This window comes from Pseudoalteromonas sp. PPB1 (assembly GCF_015356275.1).
Lineage (GTDB): Bacteria > Pseudomonadota > Gammaproteobacteria > Enterobacterales > Alteromonadaceae > Pseudoalteromonas > Pseudoalteromonas rubra_D.
Genome location: NZ_JACEQV010000025.1, coordinates 17,206 through 42,443 on the forward strand (window position 1 = coordinate 17,206; position 25,238 = coordinate 42,443).

The window sequence follows — 25,238 nt, forward strand, 5'->3', positions numbered from 1 at the left end:
GATAAAGGTAGACACTAAAATTAAGAAGGGCCGGCAACCGCCAGCCCACTTTTAGTCCGCCGGGATTAGCCCATGCGGTAGTTTGGAGCCTCTTTGGTGATCTGTACGTCGTGGACGTGCGACTCACCCATACCCGCCGAAGTCACGCGGACAAACTGCGGTTTAGTGTTCAGTTCCAAAATAGTGGCACATCCTGTCAGGCCCATGGCACTGCGGATCCCGCCCACTTGCTGATGAATAATGGTGGCGATTGGGCCTTTGTAAGCCACACGGCCTTCAATGCCTTCTGGCACCAGTTTTTCAGCTGAGTTGCTCTTCTGGAAGTAACGGTCTGATGAGCCTTCTTTTTGGTTCATCGCGCCCAGTGACCCCATACCACGGTATGACTTGTAGTAACGGCCCTGATACAGTTCAACTTCACCCGGTGCTTCTTCAGTACCGGCCAGCATTGATCCCACCATGACACACGATGCACCAGCAACCAGTGCTTTAACAATGTCACCTGAGAAGCGAATACCACCATCAGCGATAACCGGAATGTCACGCCCTTTCAGACCATCAACAGCATCTGAAATTGCTGTGATTTGAGGAACACCACACCCAGTTACAATACGTGTAGTACAGATTGAACCTGGACCAATGCCCACTTTAACGGCATCTACACCAGCGTCAGCCAATGCGATTGCGCCGTCAGCTGTTGCTACGTTACCCGCTACAATTTGCAGATCCGGATACGCTTCACGGGTTGCCTTAACACGATCGATAACCCCCTGAGAATGGCCATGTGAAGTATCGATAAGTAGTACATCCACACCCGCAGCAACCAAAGCTTCAATACGCTCGTCGGTACCTGCGCCTACGCCCACAGCAGCACCTACGCGAAGGCGGCCTTGCTCGTCTTTACAGGCATTTGGCTTTTCTTGCGCTTTTTGGTAATCCTTAACCGTGATCATGCCTTTCAGTTTGAAAGCATCATCAACGACTAAGATTTTTTCGATGCGGTGCTCGTGCATCAGGCCCAGGATCTCTTCACGTGAGGCGCCTTCTTTTACCGTTACCAGATCCGCTTTTTGTGTCATCACAGATGAAACAGGTTGATCTAATTTGGTCTCAAAACGCATGTCACGGCTGGTGATAATGCCTTCCAGCAGGTTGTTCTCACCTACCACAGGGAAACCTGAAAAACCGTTTTCTTCAGCCAGTGCCAGTGTATCAGCAATGGTTTTGTCTGCGGTCACAGTCACAGGGAAAGAAACAATCCCCGCTTCGTACGCTTTTACTTTACGTACATTGCGCGCTTGTTCTTCAATGGTCATGTTCTTATGGATGAATCCGATACCACCTTCCTGTGCAAGAGCAATTGCAAGGCGTGCTTCAGTTACTGTGTCCATAGAGGCAGAAACTAATGGCAAATTAAGTTCAATACCACGAGTCAGGCGTGTTTTTAAGTTCGCAGTGTGTGGTAGAACAGTCGAATGAGCTGGTACTAAAAGTACGTCGTCAAAGGTAAGGGCTTCTTTTGCAATTCTTAGCATGTGTGCGGCATCTCTCAAGTGAAACTGAGTATAAGGAATTGCGTGCGCATTTTATCAGCGTTCCTTATGCGAGTAAATAAAATTTAGCAAAAATATGTTAGAGTGTGCGTGAATTTTTTATGGAGCTGAGTATGTCATTGCCACAACAAGAAAAAGTTTATTCGGTCTCACGCCTGAATCGTGAGATCCGCAGTTTGCTGGAGCAGGGGTTCGCTTCTTTACAGCTGACTGGCGAGATCTCTAACTTTGTTGCGCCAGCATCCGGGCACTGGTATTTCTCTTTAAAAGATGACAAAGCGCAGGTAAAAGCCGCCATGTGGCGCGGCAACAACCGCTACTGCCGCTACCGACCACAAAACGGTGAGCAGGTATTGGTTCAGGCTCGCGTCTCCGTGTATGAACCCCGCGGTGACTATCAGCTCATCGTTGAACACATGGCACCTGCAGGCGAAGGCTTGTTAAAGCAACAGTTCGATGCCCTCAAACTACGCCTGGCGGGTGAAGGCTTGTTCAGCAGCCAGCATAAGCAACCATTGCCTGCACGCATAAACCGGGTGGGCGTTGTGACCTCTCCAACCGGGGCCGCAGTCAGAGACATTTTGTCAGTTCTGAAACGTCGTGCCCCTCAGCTGGAAGTGGTGCTCTATCCGACTCAAGTGCAGGGTCAGGAGGCCCACCTGCAAATTGCCGCACAAATCGCCCTCGCCAATCGCCGCAATGAAGTGGATGTATTGATCGTCGGCCGTGGTGGTGGTTCGCTCGAAGATCTCTGGTGCTTTAATGAAGAAACGGTTGCCAGAGCAGTATTTACCAGCGAGCTGCCGGTGATCAGTGCCGTCGGTCATGAAATCGACACCACCATCAGTGATTATGTGGCCGATCTGCGTGCCCCCACCCCTTCCGCTGCCGCAGAACTGGTCAGCCCTGATGGGGCAGAAATTCTGGCTCAAGTACGTCAACAAAAACAGCGCCTTGAAGGTGCGATGCAGCGTTACCTGGCTCAGCAAGCGCAGCAATTGCACAATACACATCAGCGCCTGTTGCTACAACACCCGCAAACTCAGCTGATGCAACAGGCACAAAAAGTAGATGAATTGAGTGGTCGTCTGCACCGAGCAATTAGCCACCAGCAGCACCGTGCTCAAAGCCGGGTTTCACTGGCACAACACCGCTTACAACAATTCCACCCACAACAAAAGCTGCGTTATGCCAGCCAACACCTTGATGGATTGAAAGACAAGCTCACACGTGCGATGCAAACATCGCAACAGCAACATCAGCAGCAACTCGCTTTGCTGGCAGCCAGACTCGACAGCGTCAGCCCATTGGCTGTATTGTCACGTGGTTACAGCATTACCAAATCAGGTGAGCAAGTCGTCAAGTCAACCCAGGATGTGGCCGTTGGTGACGTGCTGATGACGGAGTTGCATGATGGTCGCGTACAAACACAAGTGCTAAAGCTTCATCCCCACAATGACAACAAAGAAAACGATTAATACTCTGTGTTCAATTGACGGATGCTCTTTGTGCTCAAATGCACTTGCATCCCTTGCGCCGTTTGCTGCGCCGAACTGACCTTAAAGTGTGTTATCCACGGACTGTTAAAGAGGCTGTCGTTAAGGCGCTGCCATTGCATGGCATCTACGTCCTGGCTGCGCGGTACAAAACTCAATTGACACACATGGCGCTTACAACCATAGCTGGCGTATGCGAAGTACGTACTTAAGTCACTGGTATAGAGAAAATCACCGAGCTGTAACTCAAGCTCATCGGCCCACACCGGGTCACGTAATTCCGTGCGAAAAATATCCGCCAGTTGACGATTGATGTTGCCAGACGACGCGGCTTGCTGATGCTGTGTCGATGACTCAGACGCCGAGTCGACGTGTGCCTTAACCTGTGCCAGCTCCCCTTGTAACTGCTGAACCTGTTGCTTCAATGCGGTGAGTTCAGCCTTTTCTTGGGCAGTGTCGGGGAGTTCTCTAGAAGACAGCGTATCAGGCAAAGAGGAGGATATCTGTTGAGCCCGGGATGAGTCGGGCTCTGCGTATTCTGTCAGTGAAGCAGAGATAGGGGTTGCAGCCCACCAGGTCAGTGGTGCAGCAATCGCTGCACCGAGTAGCATCCAGCACATTTTTTGGCCCAGGTTGTCCATCTGCCACGCCCTGAAGTCAATCAGATGCTAGAGCATCGCGCTGGTGTGAGATTCGTTACGGGCAATCAAATCCTCATCAAGAAAGTTCTGATCCATGGATTCGGCCGGACACGCACAAGGCGGATTACCCACAACCTTAGCAGGCACACCCACCACTGTTGTATGTGGATCGACAGCCTTTAGGACCACGGAACCTGCCCCTATGCGTGCGCCCTCGCCCACTTCGATGTTGCCCAGCACTTTTGCCCCTGCGCCGATCAATACGCCTGCGCGTATTTTAGGGTGACGATCTCCTTGCTCGTTACCGGTTCCCCCTAAGGTGACCGACTGCAAGATTGAGACGTTGTTTTCTATGACGGCTGTTTCACCTATGACTATACCAGTCGCATGGTCAAACATAATGCCATGGCCGACTTTACAAGCAGGATGGATATCAACACCAAATACTTCGGATGAACGACTTTGGACAAAACGGGCGAGCTCTTTTCTGTCTTGTCGCCATAAGCAATGTGCGAGTCGGTGTGCTTGTATTGCATGGAAGCCCTTAAGGTTTGAAATAACGTTAAGGTAACTATCGGCAGCCGGGTCACGATCTTTAACGGCTTTTATATCATGCGCCACATGAGTCAACATACGGTCACAATCCACAAAGGCCTGATCAAACAATTCACGAATAGTAAATGCCGATACCACGGCGTCTGCCAGCTTGTTAGCAACAATAAAGCTCAATGCCGCGCCCAGACAATCATGATTTAAAATACTTGAGTAAACATGGCTGGCGAGCAGCGGCTCGCGGTCTACTAATTCGGTTGCTTCCTGACGAAGCTTTTGCCAGATCTCGTGTCTCATAAACTGCACTATTTCAATTATTCCAAGGCCTTTTTCTATCTTACCCTGCAAATGCGTAAATTAGCAGTGATAGTCAAATGCTTCTTGCATCAATTTGTTATTAATTATAACCCGAAACAGCGAATTGGGGATGGATGAAAGACAGGCGGATCGCAGATCCGCCTGAGCAAGCGAGGAGTCCCGATGGGACTCCACTCTGGTGTTACTTAAATACCGCTTCTGCGTTCATCACGTCGATGTTCGCAGCTGGGATAGCCAGCTTGTAGTTGGCGATGTGTTTATCTTCATCGATAAGCGTTTGCGGTTTTTCTGCGTTATAGTGCATTGGCGACTCTGTCTGGTTAGCCAAACGCGCTTTCATATCAGCCGCATCGCCTGTGACAAACACATAGTGAATATTGTCACTTTGCAGGTTTTCACGGATCACCCGATTCACATCTTCAACTGTCAAAGATGCCAGCTGGCCGCGAACATAACTGACAAACTCATCAGTGTTATAGAACTGGCTGTCCAGCGCATAACCCAGCTGACGGTCCTGACTGGCGACCATCTGAGGCACAAAGTTGCTCAGGAAGTTGCGCGTTGCCTGGAAGTCACCCTCAGTCATACCGTCATTGATCAGTTTATCCAGCTCATATTGCGCAACACGCGTGGCAAAGTGTGCATCGTTATTTGAGCGCAACGGTCGCAGCCATACCTGGAAAATTTGCTCAGAGCGACCCAAGTTCGCATCCGGCTTAGTCTGGAACATGCCACGCGGGAAATACTCAATGTAGGCATAATCACCATAGTTCATACCTCGCACCTGTCGAATACGCTGGAACAGGTAGGCATTCGAGTTACGGTGCTCACCAAAATAAGAGCGTACTAACCACAGTGCAGTCCAGTCTTTGCTGCTGCGGATGGTATCAATCGGGAAGCCAAAGGAGACCGCTGTTGATTTAGCGCTCTTTTCAATGATGGTCGCGTGACGGCCAGTCAGTGCCGGTGCATCCGGAATAGTCAGGCGAGCTTCCTCACCTTTAGGCAGTTGAGCCAGGTCACTCAGCATACGTGCTTTAAGCTTGTCATCGAGCGCACCTGTGATGCCGACATTCAGTTTGGCCTGTGTAAACTCGCTGCGATAGAAAGCTTTTACATCATCCAGTGTCAGTGCTTCCAGATCCGATAAATCGCCCAGGTTGTAGCTCTCATACGGGTGACCCTGATATAGCTTGTGGTAAAGCACTTCTTTGCCCAGTTCTTCATCGTTAGATGCCTTGAGGCCCGCCTTGATGTTGTCAATCATCTCTTTTTTCAGACGTTTGAAATCATCTTCACGGAAACCCGGATTGAGTAACTGCTCACTGACTAACGCATACCACTGTGCCGCATTGTCTTTGTGCACCCGACCACGTAAAGAAAGCATTTCTTTGTCGATCTGATAGTCGAAACTTCCCGCAATCGGATAGAGTGCTTTTTGAATTTCTTTATACGACTTGCTCTGCGAACCGCCATTAGCAATCATGGCTGCGGTCAGTGCTGCGACGCCTTTTTTCCCTTTCGGATCAGCCGCTGCACCGGTGTAGAACAACAAGTTTACATCCACAAGCGGTGACGCATTGGTGTTGTCCAGTACAGAGAAGTGCTGCTGTTTTGGCTGGCTGAGTTGGGCAACCAGGTTATCAAGCTCAACTTCTTTATCGAATCCTGTCACTTCAGTCAGATCAGACATGGTCACTGTGGTACGACCGCTGTCGACAAAATAACGGTTGGCCACATCGCGAATATCTTCGGCGCTCACTGAATCACTGGTCGCATACAGCGTGTTGATCACTTCCGGATCGCGCTCAAAATGCATGTACTCGGCCAGCATACTGGCAATCGCCTGTGATGAGTCCAGCCCGTTCGCAAAGTTGTATTTAAGGTTAGATTTAAGTGCTGCCAGTTTGTCGCTGTCGACCAGCTCAGTGCGAGCAGTCGCATAAGTACGGTTGATGGCATCACGCACCACGGCCAGGTCACTTTCTTCATTTACCTTCACAAAGACATGCAGCAGACCCGGATCTTTGGTCTCAGCATTGTAAGTAAACATCTGACTGGCAATTTGCTTGTCGACTACCAGCTCTTGATACAGCTCGGAGTTTTCAGAGAAATACAGTTGCGAGATCAGATCCAGTGCCGCGCGATCTTTTTTCTGAGGCTCCCACGCTGTGCCTTTGTATGAGACCAATAGCCAATGGCCCGGCAAACCTTCATAGTGCTCATGCACGTATCTGGCTTGCTGCTGTTTTGGCTCAACCGGAATATCAGCAACGTAATTACCGCGCTGCCAGCCACCCCAGTGTTTTTTAACCATTTTCATGGTTTCCTGCGGATCCACGTCGCCGACAATCACAATCGAGACATATTCCGGCTTATAAAATCGCTCAAAGAAAACTTGTCCGTACGCCATTTGATCGGGCATCGCTTCAATATCTTCGAAGAAGCCCATCGTGGTGTGTTTATAGGTATGCTTATCAAAGGCCTCTTTACGCACAGCACTTAACAGCTTACGAATTGGGCTGGCGTTGTTCTTCAGGTATTCGCCCTTTACCGTTAAGGCTTCGGTGCGGAACTGAGACTCGCTGTAGCTCAGGTTCTGGAAGATATCTGCTTTAATCTCTAAAACCTTATCCAGGTGCTCTTTAGAGAAATTCAGATGGTAGTTAGTATAATCATTGGTAGTGTAAGCGCGGTTATCTACGCCTGAGTTTTTCAGAATGTCAGCGTAAACATCTTGAGGGAACTTCTCCGAGCCCTTAAACATCATATGCTCAAAAAAGTGTGCAAATCCGGTACGGCCCGGTTCAACTTCGTTGCGCGAACCAACAGATACCGGGATCTGTAACGAGACAACATCTGGATAATCAGTTTTCACCACCATGACGCGCAGGCCATTATCCAGCTCTTCCAGAACATAATCCTGCGCAAACACCTTGTTACTTGCCTGGGCCTGAACTTGGCCTGACGTCTGCTCAGTCGATTGCTGAGAGGTTACGCACCCGGTCAGTGCCAGTGACACCGCGAGGCTGGTCGCCAGTAGTTTAAATTTCATATGCTTCCCTTAAATCTGTAGTGATTATTATTTTTGGCCTCGCTCGAGTGAGGCACATCGTTCCCAATTATGCCGCAATCCCGTTTGAATTCATCTTTACGTGCTCATTTTATGTAAAAAAATATGAACTGCATTGGCCCATTCAAAGCTATCGGCAAAACAATGGCTTGCTCCAAAGTCGCAAAATCATATGAAAGAAATTCATGGGCATTGAATTTGTTTCAAGAAAAAAATCTATCTAGACGTCTAAATGGCTGCTATATTAGATCCCAGAAACTGAATTTTTGCCGGAGCCAAAATCATGGCGTTATCACTACAAGAGAAAATCTTAGACCCGAACCAAGGGGTATATTTGATTGGTACGACTCCGCCCAAATCCGGTACGGAGCAAGACAAAGTTGAACGTATTGCCACTAAGCTGCTCGACCGTCTGCACGAAATTGAATACGACGGCGTCATCATTTACGACATTCAGGACGAAAGCAGTCGCACCAATGTGCCCCGCCCTTTTCCGTTTAAAGAAACGGTTGATCCCTGTGAATACAGCCGCCTGGTCAAGTCTTTGTCAAAACTGGACGTGATCACCTATAAAAGTGTCGCACAACGTGACAGCGCTGAATTTAACCAGTGGCTCAGCACCACCAAACAAGAGTTTGGCCTGAATAATTTAGTGCTGGTTGGCTCTCCGTCTTCGCAAGGTAAAATCAATCTACCACTGCCAGAGGCGTATCAGGCGCTGGCCCAGCACGAAGAAAACTTTTTCCTCGGTGGCGTAACTATTGCGGAGCGCCATGCATCAAAACGCAATGAGCACGAGCGACTGATTGAAAAAACCACCCAGGGCTGCGAGTTCTTTATTTCTCAGGCCGTCTATGATGCACAAGCCACCATAGACTTGATCACCAGCTATGCCCGCACCTGTAAACAGCAAGGCATTGCGCCTAAGCGGCTGATCCTGACTTTCACCCCGTGCGGCGGTGAGAAAACCTTGCAATTTATGGAATGGCTGGGCATTTCAGTGCCTGAAGCAACCAAATGGCGCATGCTGGATGCAGACAACACCCTGAGTGAGTCGATCCGCATTTGTCGTGAGAATTTGGATTCAATTCTGCGTAGTTGTGCTCATCTGGATGTTCCGCTGGGACTGAACATAGAAAGCCTGACTAACCGCAAAGAAGAGATCGATGCGTCTATCAACCTCTATCGTCTGCTCAAGGCCACCATGGAGCTGACACTGGCGGAAAAGCAGATCGCTTAATAATACCAATTTCACTTAATATCTGTTCTATTTGAAGGAGCAAATAAGACGCTAACGGCGTTAAAAATTTCTCATTTAGAACAACTAAACAACGAAATTTTTGCCTAGTTATCGACCCTATTTTCTCGCCTCAAAATAGAACACTTAATTAAGCAAATTGGTATAATTTGGAACCAATAAAAAACCGAGCACACTGGCTCGGTTTTTTTATTTTCAGACATCAGGTTATTCGGACTTTTGCTCTCTGCCAAGCAATGCCATGGCCGCTTCTTTGACGTCTTTTTGTTGATACAGCACCTGATAGATTTGCTCCGTGATAGGCATTTCAATGCCAGTACGCTTTGCCAGCAAGTACACTTCTTTGGTGTTACGATACCCTTCAACCACCTGGCCAATACTCTGCATGGCCTCTTCAACGTTTTTACCCTGGCCCAGCGCCAGACCAAAACGTCGGTTACGGGATTGGTTGTCAGTACAAGTCAGGATCAAATCGCCCAGTCCCGCCATCCCCATAAAGGTTTCAGAACGTGCCCCCAGCGACAACCCTAGCCGGCAGAGCTCTGCCAGACCACGGGTGATCAAGGCTGTTCTGGCATTGGCACCAAAGCCAAAACCATCTGACATACCCGCACCAATGGCGATGACGTTTTTCACTGCGCCACCTAACTGGATACCGATAAAGTCGTCATTGCTGTACACCCGGAACGAACGACCACAATGCAGCAGCTTAGCCAGTTCACCTCTGAATGCTTCGCAACGAGATGACACTGAAATTGCGGTAGGTAAGCCGGCGGCCATTTCTTTTGCAAAGGTCGGCCCGGACAAAACCGCCAGCGGAACCTGCTCACCGAGGACGTCCAGTGCTACATCCTGCAGCAACCGGCCAGTATCTGGCTCCAGCCCTTTGGTTGCCCAGGCAACTTTGGTTCCAGGTAACAAGTGTGGCTTAATTGCCTCCAGGGTTTGCGCGAACGCATGGCTGGGCACCACCACCAGGACCAACTGACTAGCCTGGACGGCCTTAGTCAGTGAGGCTTCCAGCTGCAATGAAGCCGGAAAATCAATGTCTGGCAGATAACGGGCATTCTGACGCGAGCTGGCTAACTGCGCGATGGCAGTGCTGTCACGTCCCCAAAGAGTAACCTGGTGACCGTTGCGGGCAAAACAAATAGCAAGGGCGGTGCCATACGACCCCGCCCCTAATACGGTCACAGCTGAATGTGCTGTATTCATCACTTATGCGTCAGCAGCTTGCTCTTGCGCGGCACGTTGCTGCATGTACTGAGCAAATAGCGCGTCAAAGTTAACTGGTGCCAGGTTCAATTGTGGGAAAGTACCACGGTTAACTAGGCCAGATACCGCTTCACGTGCATATGGGAACAGGATGTTCGGGCAGAATGCGCCAAGCATGTGTGCCATTTGTAGCTCTTCCAGTTCACCGATAGAGAAAATACCCGCTTGCTGGATTTCACATAGGAATGCGGTTTCTTCGCCCAATGACGCAGTCACAGTCAGTGCCAGAACAACTTCATATACACCTTCGTCCAGCTTGGCAGAACGCGTGTCCATGTCCAGTTTTACCTCAGGTGTCCACTCTTTCTGGAAGATAGCCGGAGAGTTAGGTGTTTCGAAAGACACGTCTTTGGTATAGATGCGCTGAATGTTAAATTGTGGACCTTGTTGTTCTTCTGCAGCAGCTGCGTTGTTTTGCTCTGTCATTGTTCTTCCTAATTATTCGTCTTTATTTAATGTGGGGCAGCACCACGGGTCGTACCCGGGATGCCAAAAATTACTTCAGTAATGCGTCCAGCTTACCTTGTGCTTCGAGTGCCATCATGTCGTCACAACCACCAATGTGCTGCGCTTTGATGAAAATCTGTGGCACAGTATGACCGCCATTTGCTTTACTGATCATCTCTTCACGCAGCTCGGGTTGCGCGCCGATATCGTACTCGGTATATGTGACACCTTTACTATCCAGCAACGCCTTAGCGCGATGACAGTAAGGACAGTAATCCTTTGTATAAATAACAACTTGGCTCATATTTACTCCTATTTACCCGAGGCGGTTGGCAGGCCGGCTGTTTGCCAGGCACCAAAACCACCCGACAAAACGTATACTTGCTCAAAGCCCGCTTTGTACATATTGCTGGCAATGCCAGAGGCGGTCATGCCGGTGTTACACACCAGTATAATGGGCTTAGTTTTGAACTTTTCAAGTCCTGCGAAATCATTTTGTTTGGCTTTTTCCACATTCATGTGCTCACTGCCCGCGATACGCGAACCGTTAAACTCCTTCACTGCACGCATGTCAAACACCTGACCTTCCTGACGGTTCACCAGGATAGTGAGCTGTTGTGGATTGATCTGACGGATTTTAGAAAACATGCCTTTCAACCAGCTAGAGACCAACATAGCTGCTAAAACCAGCCAGATGATGCTGAGAATGGGGTTTCTGCCTAAAAACTCGATGTATTGTTCCATATTGTTCTTACCAACCGGGGAAAATGAAATTGCTCGCGAGTATACTTTCTTACGGGCGCTGGTACAAACATCTGTGACGTAATCGATAAGCACACTGGCACAGCCCAACCCCCCACAGCACTTGGCAAAGCGGAGTGCCCCCATAGGTAATGGCTCATGTGAATTTTAAAGTGGTTGAGGATAAATCACGCCCAGAGGGCTGAAAATTCATATAAAACAGGGTATCCTATGGCCAGATTTCGTGCACGTTTCAGGAGCCCAAATGACTGTGAAGAAAAAACCTCTGGTATTAATGATCCTAGATGGCTGGGGATACCGCGAAGATGCTGAGAGCAATGCTATTTTGGCAGCTAACACGCCGGTATTAGATGAACTATGGCAAACACGTCCGCGTACGCTGATCTCTGGTTCAGGCCTGGATGTGGGGTTACCAGACGGTCAGATGGGCAACTCAGAAGTCGGCCACGTTAACCTCGGTGCCGGTCGTATCGTCTATCAGGACTTTACCCGCATTACCAAAGCCATTGATGATGGTGAGTTTGAGCATAACCCCGCACTGGTCGACAACATCGACAAAGCCGTTGCAGCCGGCAAAGCGGTTCACCTGATGGGACTACTGAGCCCGGGCGGTGTACACAGTCACGAAGATCACATTGTTGCTGCCATCGAGCTGGCAGCCAAGCGCGGTGCCAAAGCGGTTTACTTCCACGCCTTTTTAGACGGCCGTGATACCCCTCCTCGCAGTGCACAGGCTTCAATTGAACGTATTGAAACACTCTTCACCAAGCTGGGCTGTGGTCGTCTGGCCTCAATTGTCGGTCGTTACTATGCCATGGACCGCGATAACCGCTGGGAGCGTGTTGAAGCCGCTTATAACCTGATGGTCTGTGGCCAGGCTGAACACCGTTTTGCCGATGGTGTCAGTGCTCTGAACGCCGCTTATGAGCGCGATGAAAACGACGAATTCGTTAACGCCACTGTGATTGCCGCTGAAGACCAGGAAGCAGCCACCATCAACGATGGCGATACGCTGATCTTCCTCAACTTCCGTGCTGACCGTGCCCGTCAAATGAGCCGTGCTTTTGTGGATGCCGACTTTGATGGCTTCAACAAACAAAAAGCACCGGTACTGAGTGGTTTTGTGATGATGACAGAGTACGCTGCCGACATTCATGCCCCTATCGCCTTTGCGCCGGAGAAGCTTACCAATGTATTGGGCGAATGGTTAGCAAAACACAATAAGACCCAGCTACGCATTTCTGAAACTGAAAAATATGCCCACGTGACTTTCTTCTTCAGTGGCGGTCGTGAAGACCTCTTTGAAGGCGAAAAGCGCGAGCTGATCCCATCACCACAAGTTGCTACGTATGACTTACAACCTGAGATGAACTCGGCCTTACTGACCGACACACTCATTAACGCCATTCACAGTGGCGAGCACGACGTGATCATCTGTAACTACCCGAATGGCGACATGGTCGGTCACTCCGGCGTATTCGACGCTGCCGTGAAAGCTTGTGAAGCCGTCGATGCCTGTATTGGCCGCGTTGTTGCTGCACTGGAAGAAGTTGGTGGTGAAGCACTGATCACAGCCGATCACGGGAATGCCGAGCAAATGGTCAACAGCAAAACGGGCCAGGCCCACACGGCGCACACCAGCGAGCCTGTTCCATTCATCTATATTGGCCGTGACGCACAACCACAAACCGGCAAAACCCTCAGCGATGTGGCACCGACCATGTTACATCTGCTGGGTATGGCGCAACCAGAGGAAATGACAGGGTCTCCCGTCATGCTGCTGAAGTAATTTATGCGCCATACGCTTGCTGTACTCTCGGTCTGTTTGCTGCCCATACTCGGGCAGGCAAATGAAACCCGCACCAAAGCCGATCTGGCTGCGGTGCAGGCTGAGCTCAAAAAGAGTCAGGCCGCCTATCAACAGCAACAAGCCAGCTTTAGTGCACTCAAAAGCACCCTGCAATCCTTTGAACTGGAGATCGCCAAAAGTGCCAAAGCACTGGCATTCACCGAGCAGGGGATCAGCGAAAACAAACAACAGCAATACACGCTACAACGCGAAGCTGAGCAGCTTGAGCTGCAAAAAAAGCGCTTACAACGGCTGCTCGCCGCACAGCTCAAAAGTGCCTATGTCACAGGCAGTCACGATTACTCAAAAATGCTGCTAAACCAGCAACATGCCGCGGCGTTAGAACGCACCATCAGCTACTACGATTACTTTAACCAGGCGCGTATCGCGCAGCTCGAAGCCCTCAAATCGGTGTTTGCCAAACTGGCAGAAAACCGTGCCCAACTAGAGCGTAAAAAGAAACAGCTGCTTGCATTACAGGATCAGCAAACCGCCCGTCGGGACGAATTAATGTTGGCGCAAAACGCCCGCAAAACCCACCTGAATAAACTTAACGACAAGCTTAGTCAGGCAAAAGCGGCTATTGCCTACCTTGAAGAAAACGAGCAAACCTTAATTTCCACCCTCGAAACCTTAGCCTCAGAGCAGGCCAGTAGCCCCGAACAATATGTGGCGCAACTGCAAGGGTTACAAAGGTTAAAGGGCAAACTTGCCTGGCCTCTCGATGGCCGTCTGAAACACAGGTTTGGTCAGCGTAAACATGTGGGTATGAACTGGAAAGGCGTCGTGATCCGAGGCAGCAATGGCACACCGGTTAATAGTGTTGCACCGGGTCAGGTGGTCTATGCCGATTGGTTGAACGGTTTTGGCTGGGTCATCGTATTGGATCATGGGGAAGGCTTTATGAGCCTGTACGGTCATGCCCAAACCCTGCTTAAAGACGTTGGCGATCAGGTCATGCCAGGCGAGCCCATCGCCCTGGTGGGGCAAAGCGGCGGACAAACCGATCCTGGTCTATACTTCGAAATACGGCATAAGGGAAGCGCTGTTGATCCAGTAAAATGGTGCAGATCCAGTTAACTGACTAACCGATGCTGCCCCCCAGTGAGGAGCAGCATATGATGACTCCATGTGTTCAACCTGATAACAATCGCCTCTGGCATTGGCTATTTGCATTCAGCCTGATGCTCAGTTTGCTATGTTTGCCACTCAGTGCCAAACAACTATCCAGCGAACAAATCGACGAAATTCTCTATCATATACACACCTATTATGTGGAAGATCTGCCACTCAGCCATGTCAAAAAAGACAACTTTAGTGAATTACTCACCCAACTTGACGATTATTCTAAGTTCCTTGACGAACACGAACTCGAAGCCTTATTCAGCGCAGCCAATGGCCGTTACACCGGACTGGGTATTGAGGTAGAAGAAGTCGAAGATGGCGTGGTTATTGTCGATACGCTGCCAGGCTCTCCGGCAGAGGCCGCAGGTATTGAGGGCGGTGACAAGTTGTTAGCCATCAACACCCACGATGTGAAGCGCAAATCCATTGCCGAAGTTTCGAAGCTACTGCGAGAAGCCCAATTTTCAACTATACAACTCACTGTAGAGCGCGCCAACACTGAAGTTACATTGGCACTCAGACGCCAGGAGATCACCCTGCGTAGTGTCTCCAGCCAGCTTTTACCCGGCGGTATCGGTTATGTGTTGCTGAGCAGCTTCAATAATCACAGTTACCACGACATTGCCCGCCATATCAGTATGCTCAATAGCCACCTGGGGGAACCACTCAAGGGCCTGATCATCGACTTGAGAGATAATCCCGGCGGCACACTCAATAGTGCTGTGGCCATCTCAGATTTGTTTTTGCAAAGCGGCACCATCGTGAGTACTCGAGGACGCTTTTATGATGCCAATCAACGTTTTTTTGCCGCTCAGGGCGATATACTCAATGGTGCCCCGATGTTAGTGCTGATCAATGAGCAATCCGCTTCAGCAGCCGAAATACTGGCTGGCGCATTGCAAGATAATAGCCGGGCATTGATCCTGGGCAACCGCTCGTACGGCAAAGGGTCAGTTCAGTCTTTGATCCCCATAGGTAATGGTACTACGGCACTGAAACTAACCACAGCCCGTTATTTCACTCCCTCAGGCCAATCTATCGAAGGAACCGGGATCCAACCGGACGTAATTTTTAGTAAACAAGTACTTTTAGAACTGGACAAAGACGCTATAATGGCTGGTGAAAAAAAGGTCAGACTGACCTTTGTTGCCAACCTAGATAAACATTGGCAAGAAGCGGAACAGCTATTACAAAACCATAATTTACAACAATAATTCAGGATAGTGCGCTTACTTATAACAGGCTTTTTGGTGCTTTTTCTCTGCGCGGCACCAAGCTATGGCAACCAGATTGCCATCGTCATCGACGACATTGGATATCACGAACGTGACTTAGAACTGCTGGATCTGCCCGGCCAATTGAGCTACGCCATTTTACCACACACCCCGTTTTCACAGCGCTTTGCCTATCAGGCCAGTCATAAGCGCCGCGAGTTGCTGTTGCACATTCCGATGCAGGCGCTGGAAGACAAAGCCCTTGGGCCAGGTGGCCTGACACTGGACATGCGCAAATGGCAGCTGCAAACCACGCTTGGCCATGCGCTGGCAACCTTGCCTCAGGTCAAAGGCGTCAATAATCATATGGGCTCAGCGCTCACCCAATCTGTCGAGCCAATGAAGTGGACCATGGAGCTACTCAAAAAGCGCGGGCTGTACTTTCTTGACAGCCGCACCACAGAACTGAGTCAGGCCCAGAATGTGGCCAATTTGTATGGTGTTGCCAATGTCGCCCGCCATGTCTTTTTAGATAACCAGACACAGCCAGATGCGCTGCGTCGCCAATTTGAAGAACTAAAATCACTCGCCCGCCAGCAAGGCTATGCCATCGGCATTGCACACCCCTACCCACAAACCCGACTCTTTCTTGCCGAAGCACTGAGCGAATTGGCAAACGAGGGCATCGAACTGGTTCCTTTGTCACACCTGGTTGAACAAAAGTACATCCAGCTGGCTGCGGTAAAACGTAGTCCACTCACCTCAGACTAAGGCTAAGGCTAAGGCTAAGGCTAAGGCTAAGGCTAAGGCTAAGGCTAAGGCTAAGGCTAAGGCTCATCAGCATAAATACACCACCCACCTCCGTGATCAAAGCGGCCATTCATAGGGGTTTCAAGCACCCTATTTTGAGATTCGGCCTGGAGACAAATTGGTAAATTCTTGTGACATCTGTACAAATCTAAGCGTCTTGACGAAAACCGAAGCCGGGCTTTCCTCAGCGGGATAAATGCGCCTTAATTGAGTGCATTGGCAGAAAAATTTGATCTGGGACCATTCACTGATGCTTGGTGTCGGCTAGACTTAACTCAAACAGCATGCTCGCTTAAGGAAGTACTATGTTAACCACAGTTGCCGATTTAATGACGCCAGATCCACTGGCGGTTAGTGAAACTAATACCCTCAACGATGCCCATAACCTAATGCGTGAAAAGAACATTCGTCATATCCCAGTCATAGATGACCATGGCATGCTGGTCGGTATGCTGACACAGAAGATCATGATTGCCAAAGTGATGGGGATCATTGCCACCTACGGCACCAATGCATTGGAGCGCAAAGAAAAACAACAGCAAGTTGCTGAAGTGATGGCCACCGACTTTGCCAGTGTCCAGCCACAGCAGAGCTTACAGGAAGTGGTGCGGTTTTTTGTTGATAACCGTCATGGCTGCATGCCAGTCACAGACGACAATGGCAAATTGTTAGGTATTCTAACCTCATCGGACTTTGTCCGTCTGGCCGCCGCCTTATTGTCATAAAAAAAGCCCCTGCTGGGGCTTTTTCTTTGCATTTCAGACCTATCAGGCTTTAGCTTGCAGGGTACGTGCTACCGTGCGCATGCCTAACGTTGTTGCGCCCGATGCCCATTGCGATCCCGCAGTGTTCTGGAACGATGCAGCCAGGTCGATATGCACCCAGCCCTGGCCTTCATTGGGCACAAAGCGAGACAAGAAGCCCGCTGCATTAGATGCACCACCGAAGCCACCGCCTTTTTGTGCACGGCTGTTCGCTGTGTCAGCGTACGCCGACGGGCAGTTGTTCTGGTGCCATTTTTCCAGTGGCAACGGCCAGGCCGCCTCAAACTCTTCGTGAGCAAACTGTTGTACTTCGCTCACTAATTCTTTGTCCAGGCCAAACAGAGCATTGTATTCCTGACCAACCGCAACCAGGGCTGCGCCCGTCAGGGTGGCTGCGTCAATAATCAATGGCGCACCGGTTTCGCCTGCGGCCATCAGACCGTCAGCCAGTACCAGACGACCTTCCGCATCCGTGTTCACAATTTCAACTGTAGTGCCGTTTTTATACGTCAGGATGTCTCCCAGCTTATAAGCATGACCTGAAATTAAGTTTTCCGCACAGCATAAAAACAGCTTGATGCGTTTGTCTATGCCACGCTGAATAGCAATGGCCAGGCCTGCCGTCACCGTCGCCGCGCCGCCCATGTCACATTTCATGGTTAGCATGCCTTCGCTTGGTTTAATGGAATAACCGCCTGAATCAAAGGTGATACCTTTGCCCACCAACGCTGCCGCAACCGGGGCGTCTTCATCGCCTGTTGGGTTAAAGTCCAGCTCCAGTAATACCGGAGGACGCTCACTGCCCCGGCCCACTTCATGGATCCCGATCCACTGATGTTCAAGCAGGGCGTTCCCTTTAATGATTTGATAGCTGACATGCTCGGGGGCCAGTGACTGAATAAATTCAGCCGCTTTACCTGCCAGGCTTTCCGGATAAATGTCTTCAGCCGTGCCATTGATCATCTGACGGGTCCAGGTTGCAGCCGTTTTCAGTGCCTGTAATTCAGTGAGGTCAGACTGTGCGTTATCACAGAAGGTAACACCATCCAGTTGCTTCGGGCTTACAAACCCCTGATAAAATGCCCACTGAGATTCAGTGCACCAGGCATCCCCCTGTAACTCAACTGCCAGGATCCCTTGTTGTGCCACGCTGCGACCCGCTTTTTGAATGGTCTTCAGTGTCTCGTGTTCGCTCAGGTGCACCAGTGCGCCCTCCTGATCGTACGATAAAGTCGCATTGCCACCCCAGTGTGCAGCCGGGGCCTGATCCGTCAGTCGAACAATAAATTTGTCAGCCATATATGATTTCACTCTTGCGCTTATTAGTTACTTGCAGTGTACACTAGCGGGCAAAATGCCCCAAATGAATGCGATTAATCTATGAAGTTTCACGTCCCACTGGCAAAAGCCACCTTACTAAAACGCTATAAGCGCTTTTTGGTTGACTTGCGCAACGATACACAAGAAGAGTTCACCGTTCATTGCGCTAATACAGGCAAAATGACAGGATGTGCTGACCCCGGCTTTGGTGCCTACTACTCAACCAGTGACAACCCGAAACGCAAATATCCACACTCGTTAGAACTGACCGAAAATCAAGATGGTGACCTGATCTGCGTGAATACAGCAGTGGCCAACAAGGTTGCCATAGAAGCGCTTGAACAGGACCGCATTCCCGAACTAAGAGGCTACCAGACACGACGCAGCGAAGTGAAATACGGCACAGAGAATAGCCGCATCGACATCTTACTTCAGGATCAGGACAAGCCTGACTGTTACATAGAAGTGAAATCTGTCACTCTACTCGAACAGGAGCAAGGCTATTTTCCGGATGCCCAGACCACCCGAGGCCAAAAACATCTGCGCGAACTGATCCAGACTCGCCAGCAAGGCATGCGCGCCGTGCTGCTGTTTGTTGTCATGCACAACGGTATCAATCAGGTCAAACCAGCTGCCCATATCGACAGCAAGTACGCCGCACTGATTGAGGAAGCGCTGACACATGGGGTGGAGATCTATGCCTACCGGGCCGAAGTCTCAACCCAGGAAATCATACTCACCAAGGCACTTCCCTTTGCTGAGCGCTAAACTAGCATGATATACAACAGTGATCTTACGGCATAAAAAGTGCAGTATAATGAGTATTAAGCTTGAAAGTAGAAAATTTGCCTCCATATAGCTGCAAATGTCAGTGTGACCCCCGTCCGTCGCGACTTTGTGATTCCGATCATACCTTCAAACCGGGAGTGGTCTAACAAGCAAAAAGTGTTTGCCAAGGGGTAAAGATTTTGCTATCTATAGCCGCCGGCGTTAGCTGGGGTTGTTTATTAAGGATTTAGGAGAATGCTATGCCAGACCAGAAAAAACTAGGGTTGTTGGCTCAAGCCGGTTTAGAACCTTATCAGGAAAAGCCGGGTGAAGAATATATGAATGACGCACAGCGTGCGCATTTCAAAAAATTACTGGAAGCGTGGCGTAGCGATCTTCGTAACGAAGTTGACCGCACTAAGAGCCACATGCAAGATGAAGCGGCAAACTTCCCTGATCCAGTCGATCGTGCAGCACAGGAAGAAGAGTTTTCTTTGGAACTGCGTACCCGCGACCGTGAGCGTAAGCTAATCAAGAAAATTGAAAAAACACTACAACTTATCGAAGACGACGATTTCGGTTATTGTGACTCATGTGGCATTGAAATTGGTATTCGCCGCCTTGAGGCCCGTCCAACAGCGGACCTATGTGTAGACTGTAAATCAATCGCTGAAATAAAAGAAAAACAACAAGGCCGGGGCTAACACACGTTCGTCTTAGCTATGCTACCCCAGTTTAATAGCGATTATCTGTCCGGGAGCTATCGAGGTCGATTTGCTCCCTCTCCCTCCGGTGCACTCCATTTCGGCTCTTTGATAGCCGCACTTGCCAGTTATCTCGATGCCAAAATCAATCACGGTCAGTGGTTGGTTCGCATGGAAGACATAGACACTCCCAGAGTGGTTGCAGGTGCCGCCGATGAGATTCTCAGAACTTTGGATGCCTATGGTCTGCATTGGGATGGCGAAGTGGTTTATCAAAGCCAGCGCCACGACTTATATCAGGATGTACTGGCGCAGCTAAGTGCCGCAGATCTGATCTACCCTTGCAGCTGCACCCGCAAAGCGCTCAAGCAACGCGGTGGCATTTATGATAACCATTGCCGGGCTCGACAGCTTTCGCCTGAAGGTAACGCGCTGCGACTTACTCAAACTCAACCCGTTTATTCATTCACCGATCTGCTTCAGGGTGAGGTGCAACTGAGCAACGCTCTGGCTGAAGAAGACTATATCGTAAAACGCCGTGACGACCTGTTTGCTTACCAGTTAGTCGTGGTCGTTGATGACATTGACCAGCAAATTACCCGCATTGTGCGCGGTGCCGATCTGTTGGAGCCCACCGCACGCCAGATCAGCTTGTTCACACAGCTTGTTGGCGACGCACCAGACTATGCCCATGTCTCGCTTGCAGTGGCACAGCCCGGCTTTAAATTGTCCAAGCAAAACCATGCACCCGCTATCGACAATACCAGGCCGCAGCCTGCTTTGTGTGCCGCACTGCGCTTTCTGGGCTTACCTGTTCCAGACGAATTGCAACACGACTCAGTACCTACCATTCTGCGCTGGGCCGAACAGCAATTTACCTTGCAAGCTTTACCGCGTCATCGTGAGATCCAGGTTTCCTTGTTAAACGATGGACACTATGACTTTACCCGGTTGACCGCCTGAGTCCACAGCCACCTATCCCCCAGGTCCTGGCACTCAATCTCATGTTGGATTTTTAATCATGAATCCACGTCCGCTCCTTCAATTTGACCCCATTTGAGTATATGATAGCGGGCCTCGTTAATTCGCCTACACTATACAAACTAAAACAAGTTCTATGGCCGTATGGTGAGTGTGTATGCATTATTGCACGCAATATTGATTGTTCAGGGTCGTTAGGAGAGTCGTTATTATTTCCAAAATTATTAAGCTTTGCCGCCAGATAGTTAAAGGCAAAGATCCGGTAGGAACCGTGACATGCAGCGCTACACCTGTGTTGATACCACGCAGTGAGCATGCAATCTCGCGCAAACAATTTAGCCCCAATGCAATCAAAGTGCTGTATCGACTTAAAGATGGCGGCTATGACGCCTATCTGGTCGGTGGTTGTATTCGTGATATTTTGTTAGGGATTGAGCCGAAAGATTTCGACGTAGTTACCAACGCCACACCTGAACAAGTCAAAAAGCTATTTCGTAACTGTCGTTTAATCGGCCGCCGCTTTCGCCTTGCGCACATCGTTTTCGGTCGGGAAATTATTGAAGTGGCCACCATGCGCGGCCACCATCAGGCACAGGACAATCCGGACCCGACCAGTCAGTCGAGCGACCAGGGTCAGCTGCTGCGCGATAATGTGTATGGCACCATTGAGGAAGATGCACAGCGCCGCGACTTTTCAATTAATGCACTTTATTATTCTATTAACGACTTTAGCATCCGAGATTTTGCCGGTGGTATTGCGGCCATTGAGCACCGTAAAATAGAGCTCATCGGCGACCCTGAAACCCGTTATCGCGAAGATCCGGTTCGTATGTTACGCGCGGTGCGTTTTGCCACAAAGCTGGATATGAGCATTGCCGGGCCAACTGAAGCGCCGATTGCTGAACTGGCCCCGTTGCTTGGTAACATTCCACCAGCCCGCTTGTTTGAAGAAACTCTGAAACTCTTTTTAGGTGGCAAGGCCGAAGCTAACTTCCTGATGCTCAGAAAATACGGTCTGTTTAAACAGCTATTTCCGGCCGTGGACGCCATTTTGGATAACGCGGACAGTGAATTTGAAATTACCTTTATCCAGAAAATGTTTGCCAATACGGACGATCGCATCAACGCAGATAAAAAGGTCACTCCGGCCTTTATCTATGCAGCCCTGTTATGGTTCCCACTGCGCGATCGTTGCAACACGCTGATAGCAGAAGGCATGAACGAGTATGATGCCTTTATGCAGGCAATCAGTCAGGTTCTGGCCGAGAATGCGCGTCATATTGCCGTGCCCAAGCGCTTTACACTGGGTGCACGAGACATCTGGCACATTCAGCAGCGCCTGGATAAACGCGGTGGCCAACGCGCTATCGTCTCAGCCTGCAACCCAGATTCAAAGCAGGATATGATTTCCTGCTGCTACGAGTTGAAAGTGGCGAAACAGAGCAGCAAGAGCTGGCACAGTGGTGGACTGACTATTTACAACAAGACGTGTCTGGACAAAAAGAGATGGTAAAAGCCCTGGGTCAACGCTCAGGTGGCTCAGAAAGACGCAGACGCCGTCCTAGAAACAAACCGCGCAGAAAGCCTAATCCCGAATCATGAACACCGTTTATATTGGACTGGGGGCGAACCTTAACGCCCCTGAGGCACAGCTACGTAATGCGCTGGATGCCCTGAACACATCGCCTGTACTGACGCTCGCGCAGGTCTCCAGCTTTTATGCCTCAAAACCTATGGGTCCGCAGGACAACCCGACTATGTGAACGCCGTTGCCAAACTTATCACGGATCTACCCGCCATTGAGGTACTCGATTTGCTGCAGCAGATTGAGCAGCAACATGGCCGGGTACGCAAGGCCGAACGTTGGGGTCCACGTACCTTAGACTTAGATATTCTGCTATACAACGATGCACAGATAGCAACGCAAAGACTGATCGTGCCACATTATGGCTTATGTGAACGTGAATTTGTGGTCTTTCCATTATTGGAGATAGCACCCGAACTCATTTTACCTACAGGCCAGGCACTGGCGGACATCGCCACAAGGTTACCACGTAACGGGCTGACACCCATTAGTCAGTATCCTGTTGCAGCGTCGCTTGCATAGCACGACTTGAGGGCCACAGTGCGCTCAGCATCGAATTGATCACAAAGGGGGAAATATGGCTAAAGTAACCGTTTCAACATTGGCCAAGAAAAAACGTGAAGGAACAAAAATCACCGCACTGACGGCATACGATGCCAGCTTTGCTAAGCTGTTTTACGACAACGGCGTTGACATTATTCTGGTCGGCGATTCATTAGGTATGGTACTGCAAGGCGGCGAAGATACGCTGGCTGTGACCACTGCTGATATCGCCTATCATACGCGCTGTGTCCGAGCTGGTAGCAAAGAGCTATTTGTGATCGCAGATATGCCCTTTATGAGCTACGCTAACCCGGCACAAGCGTGCGAAAACGCGGCGACGTTAATGCGTTCAGGCGCAAATATGGTCAAACTGGAAGGCGGTGAATGGCTGCTGGACTCTATTCGTTTACTCACCCAGCAAGGCATCCCTGTGTGTGGGCATTTAGGTCTAACGCCACAGTCCGTGAATGTCTTTGGCGGCTTTAAAATTCAGGGCCGGGAAGACGCGCAGGCGGAGAAAATGGTTGCTGATGCCATTGCATTAGAAAATGCTGGTGCACAACTACTCGTTGTTGAATGCATCCCTTCTGCACTGGCAAAACGCATCAGTGAAGCGCTGAGTATTCCGGTCATTGGTATCGGAGCGGGCAAAGACACCGACGGCCAAATCCTGGTTATGCACGACCTGGTCGGTATCTCTGCAGGCTATATTCCTAAGTTTTCAAAAAACTTCCTCGCCGAGACGGGCAACATGCCTGAGGCGGTCGAAAAGTTTTGCGCCGATGTGAAGAGCGGAGCATTCCCCTCTCAGGAACACGAGTTTAACTAATGCAATCAATTACAGAAATAAAATCTCTGCGTAGCCAAATCAAAGCCTGGCGACAGCAGGGGCAAAGCATCGCCTTTGTACCCACCATGGGCAATCTGCATCAAGGACACTTTTCACTGGTTGAGAAGGCTAAAACCCTGGCAGACAAAGTGGTAGTCAGTATTTTTGTCAATCCAATGCAATTTGGTGCCAACGAAGATCTGGACAAGTATCCACGGACACTCACTCAGGACAAACAAGGCTTAGCAGAACTAGACACTGACATTGTCTTCACCCCCAGCGTTGATGCCATCTATCCAAATGGGCTCGACACACAGAGCTATGTCGATGTCCCAGGTGTATCAGAGGGCTATTGCGGCGCAGTCGCAGCGGCCACTTCAGAGGCGTTGCAACAGTCGTCACTAAGTTATTCAACCTGGTACAACCTGACTTCGCCTGTTTTGGTGAAAAAGACTATCAGCAACTTCAGGTTATCAAGACCATGGTACGCGACTTGTCGATGCCTATTGAAATTATTGGCGTGCCGACTCAGCGGGAAATTTCCGGGCTGGCAATGAGTTCACGCAATGGCTATTTGTCTGAACAAGAAAAAGATACCGCGAAGCAACTGTATCAGGTACTGAGTGAGACAGCACTGCAACTTCAACAAGGCGTGCGCGATTATGCAACGCTGGAGCAAACAGCAAAGTCTGTACTTGAAGCTGCCGGACTTCAACCTGATTACTTCTCTATAGCACAAAGACAGAGCCTAAAACCTGCTACACTGGAAGACGGTGAGTTTGTCATTTTGGCTGCGGCTTACCTCGGCCAGGTGAGACTAATCGACAATATCCAGGTCCTCACCGACGCATAACAATGTATAGGATCCCTGAGTTCTCGGCGCACAGCGCTGTGGGATCCTAATTTAAATTACTCTCTTGCAGGACTGTCTCATGAAATCACAGATATCGATTATCGCCTTGCTATTGGCAGGCTGTAGCAATACCAATTCCCCCGAACTGAACCAGTGCGCACAACAAAACTATCAATGTGAACAAAGCTGCGAGCAACGTGCCAACCCTCAATCAATGGCCATGCAGGTGTGTAGCGATGGATGTATTGAGTCGTTTAACCAATGTAAGGCACAGGCTGAGCAGCTCACTCAGCAGCAGCGTAATAGCACCTTGTATTAAAAACTATTGCAGGCAAAAATTGGACATAATACCAATTTCACTTAATACCTGGTCTATTTGAAGGAGCAACTAGGACGCTAACAGCGTTAAAAATTTCTCATTTAGAACCTTATACCTTAGACATAGGTTCACAAATTTTTGCCTCGCCTATAGGGATGTAGGTGCCTCAGCGATAGCAGGACGCGGGAGCGGTGCTATC

21 protein-coding genes and 3 pseudogenes are annotated in these 25,238 nt (G+C 49.8%); 15 read left to right on the forward strand and 9 right to left on the reverse strand.

The annotated features are described in order from the left end of the window. Positions 1–65: 65 nt before the first annotated feature. Positions 66–1,535, reverse strand: a complete 1,470-nt coding sequence (gene guaB / locus IY568_RS19825; RefSeq protein WP_010383433.1) for an IMP dehydrogenase — start codon at positions 1,533–1,535, stop codon at positions 66–68. A gap of 131 nt (positions 1,536–1,666) precedes the next feature. Between guaB and xseA the strand changes: the two genes are divergently transcribed. After that, on the forward strand, positions 1,667–3,031 hold the full coding sequence (gene xseA / locus IY568_RS19830; RefSeq protein ID WP_194868487.1) for an exodeoxyribonuclease VII large subunit: 1,365 nt from the start codon (positions 1,667–1,669) through the stop codon (positions 3,029–3,031). Here the strand turns inward: xseA and IY568_RS19835 are convergent. The 3 genes from IY568_RS19835 to IY568_RS19845 all read right to left on the reverse strand — a co-directional run bounded on the left by IY568_RS19835 (position 3,028) and on the right by IY568_RS19845 (position 7,615). Further along, positions 3,028–3,690, reverse strand: coding sequence for a hypothetical protein (locus IY568_RS19835; protein ID WP_194868488.1), 663 nt, complete (start codon positions 3,688–3,690; stop codon positions 3,028–3,030). The two genes, xseA and IY568_RS19835, sit on opposite strands and share 4 nt — an antisense overlap. Before the next feature lie 27 nt (positions 3,691–3,717). Further along, complete coding sequence (cysE, locus tag IY568_RS19840; protein ID WP_021032726.1) at positions 3,718–4,539, reverse strand: serine O-acetyltransferase; 822 nt, start codon at positions 4,537–4,539, stop codon at positions 3,718–3,720. Positions 4,540–4,741: 202 nt separating this feature from the next. Continuing rightward, complete coding sequence (locus IY568_RS19845) at positions 4,742–7,615, reverse strand: M16 family metallopeptidase (protein ID WP_194868489.1); 2,874 nt, start codon at positions 7,613–7,615, stop codon at positions 4,742–4,744. 301 nt (positions 7,616–7,916) lie between these two features. On the opposite strand from IY568_RS19845, the gene IY568_RS19850 reads away from it, so the two are divergent. Further along, a complete protein-coding gene (locus IY568_RS19850) occupies positions 7,917–8,873 on the forward strand; it encodes a methylenetetrahydrofolate reductase (protein WP_125559138.1) in 957 nt (318 codons plus the stop codon). Between the two features lie 225 nt (positions 8,874–9,098). On the opposite strand, the gene gpsA is transcribed toward IY568_RS19850, so the two are convergent. The 4 genes from gpsA to IY568_RS19870 all read right to left on the reverse strand — a co-directional run bounded on the left by gpsA (position 9,099) and on the right by IY568_RS19870 (position 11,357). Then, positions 9,099–10,106, reverse strand: coding sequence for an NAD(P)H-dependent glycerol-3-phosphate dehydrogenase (gpsA, locus tag IY568_RS19855; protein WP_010383439.1), 1,008 nt, complete (start codon positions 10,104–10,106; stop codon positions 9,099–9,101). 3 nt (positions 10,107–10,109) lie between these two features. Next, positions 10,110–10,592, reverse strand: a complete 483-nt coding sequence (gene secB / locus IY568_RS19860; RefSeq protein WP_010383440.1) for a protein-export chaperone SecB — start codon at positions 10,590–10,592, stop codon at positions 10,110–10,112. A gap of 70 nt (positions 10,593–10,662) precedes the next feature. Next, the gene (gene grxC / locus IY568_RS19865; protein WP_125559136.1) at positions 10,663–10,917 is read right to left on the reverse strand and encodes a glutaredoxin 3; all 255 of its coding nucleotides are present in this window, start codon (positions 10,915–10,917) and stop codon (positions 10,663–10,665) included. Between the two features lie 8 nt (positions 10,918–10,925). Beyond that, the gene (locus IY568_RS19870) at positions 10,926–11,357 is read right to left on the reverse strand and encodes a rhodanese-like domain-containing protein (RefSeq protein ID WP_010383442.1); all 432 of its coding nucleotides are present in this window, start codon (positions 11,355–11,357) and stop codon (positions 10,926–10,928) included. A gap of 262 nt (positions 11,358–11,619) precedes the next feature. Between IY568_RS19870 and gpmM the strand changes: the two genes are divergently transcribed. From gpmM to IY568_RS19895, 5 genes are all read left to right on the forward strand, one after another. Next, complete coding sequence (gene gpmM, locus IY568_RS19875; RefSeq protein WP_125559134.1) at positions 11,620–13,164, forward strand: 2,3-bisphosphoglycerate-independent phosphoglycerate mutase; 1,545 nt, start codon at positions 11,620–11,622, stop codon at positions 13,162–13,164. A gap of 3 nt (positions 13,165–13,167) precedes the next feature. Continuing rightward, positions 13,168–14,304 carry a murein hydrolase activator EnvC family protein gene (locus tag IY568_RS19880; protein ID WP_125559132.1) on the forward strand — a complete coding sequence of 379 codons (1,137 nt, stop codon included), beginning with the start codon at positions 13,168–13,170 and terminating at the stop codon, positions 14,302–14,304. 38 nt (positions 14,305–14,342) lie between these two features. Beyond that, positions 14,343–15,563: a S41 family peptidase gene (locus IY568_RS19885; protein ID WP_125559130.1), complete on the forward strand. Its 1,221-nt coding sequence runs from the start codon at positions 14,343–14,345 to the stop codon at positions 15,561–15,563. A gap of 36 nt (positions 15,564–15,599) precedes the next feature. Further along, entirely contained in the window at positions 15,600–16,334 is a 735-nt protein-coding gene (locus IY568_RS19890; RefSeq protein WP_230090586.1) for a divergent polysaccharide deacetylase family protein, read from the forward strand. A gap of 344 nt (positions 16,335–16,678) precedes the next feature. Continuing rightward, a complete protein-coding gene (locus IY568_RS19895; protein ID WP_194868490.1) occupies positions 16,679–17,098 on the forward strand; it encodes an HPP family protein in 420 nt (139 codons plus the stop codon). A gap of 42 nt (positions 17,099–17,140) precedes the next feature. On the opposite strand, the gene pepB is transcribed toward IY568_RS19895, so the two are convergent. Then, positions 17,141–18,436: an aminopeptidase PepB gene (gene pepB / locus IY568_RS19900; protein WP_194868491.1), complete on the reverse strand. Its 1,296-nt coding sequence runs from the start codon at positions 18,434–18,436 to the stop codon at positions 17,141–17,143. An 81-nt stretch (positions 18,437–18,517) separates the two neighbouring features. On the opposite strand from pepB, the gene sfsA reads away from it, so the two are divergent. From sfsA to IY568_RS19940, 8 genes and pseudogenes are all read left to right on the forward strand, one after another. Next, positions 18,518–19,225, forward strand: coding sequence for a DNA/RNA nuclease SfsA (gene sfsA, locus IY568_RS19905; RefSeq protein ID WP_194868492.1), 708 nt, complete (start codon positions 18,518–18,520; stop codon positions 19,223–19,225). Positions 19,226–19,485: 260 nt separating this feature from the next. Next, a complete protein-coding gene (dksA, locus tag IY568_RS19910) occupies positions 19,486–19,929 on the forward strand; it encodes an RNA polymerase-binding protein DksA (RefSeq protein ID WP_010383453.1) in 444 nt (147 codons plus the stop codon). A gap of 18 nt (positions 19,930–19,947) precedes the next feature. Then, positions 19,948–20,892 (forward strand): tRNA glutamyl-Q(34) synthetase GluQRS, encoded by a 945-nt coding sequence (gluQRS, locus tag IY568_RS19915; protein WP_194868493.1) that lies wholly within the window; start codon positions 19,948–19,950, stop codon positions 20,890–20,892. 259 nt (positions 20,893–21,151) lie between these two features. Next, positions 21,152–22,512 (forward strand): annotated as a pseudogene (gene pcnB / locus IY568_RS19920) (polynucleotide adenylyltransferase PcnB). Beyond that, a pseudogene (gene folK, locus IY568_RS19925) lies at positions 22,509–23,017 on the forward strand (2-amino-4-hydroxy-6-hydroxymethyldihydropteridine diphosphokinase). Before pcnB ends, folK begins: the two co-directional pseudogenes overlap by 4 nt. A gap of 55 nt (positions 23,018–23,072) precedes the next feature. Next, positions 23,073–23,867: a 3-methyl-2-oxobutanoate hydroxymethyltransferase gene (gene panB, locus IY568_RS19930; protein ID WP_125559119.1), complete on the forward strand. Its 795-nt coding sequence runs from the start codon at positions 23,073–23,075 to the stop codon at positions 23,865–23,867. Further along, positions 23,867–24,720: pseudogene (gene panC / locus IY568_RS19935) on the forward strand (pantoate--beta-alanine ligase). The gene panB and the pseudogene panC overlap by 1 nt, the downstream one beginning before the upstream one ends. Before the next feature lie 79 nt (positions 24,721–24,799). Next, entirely contained in the window at positions 24,800–25,039 is a 240-nt protein-coding gene (locus IY568_RS19940) for a hypothetical protein (protein ID WP_125559116.1), read from the forward strand. Positions 25,040–25,238 lie beyond the last annotated feature (199 nt).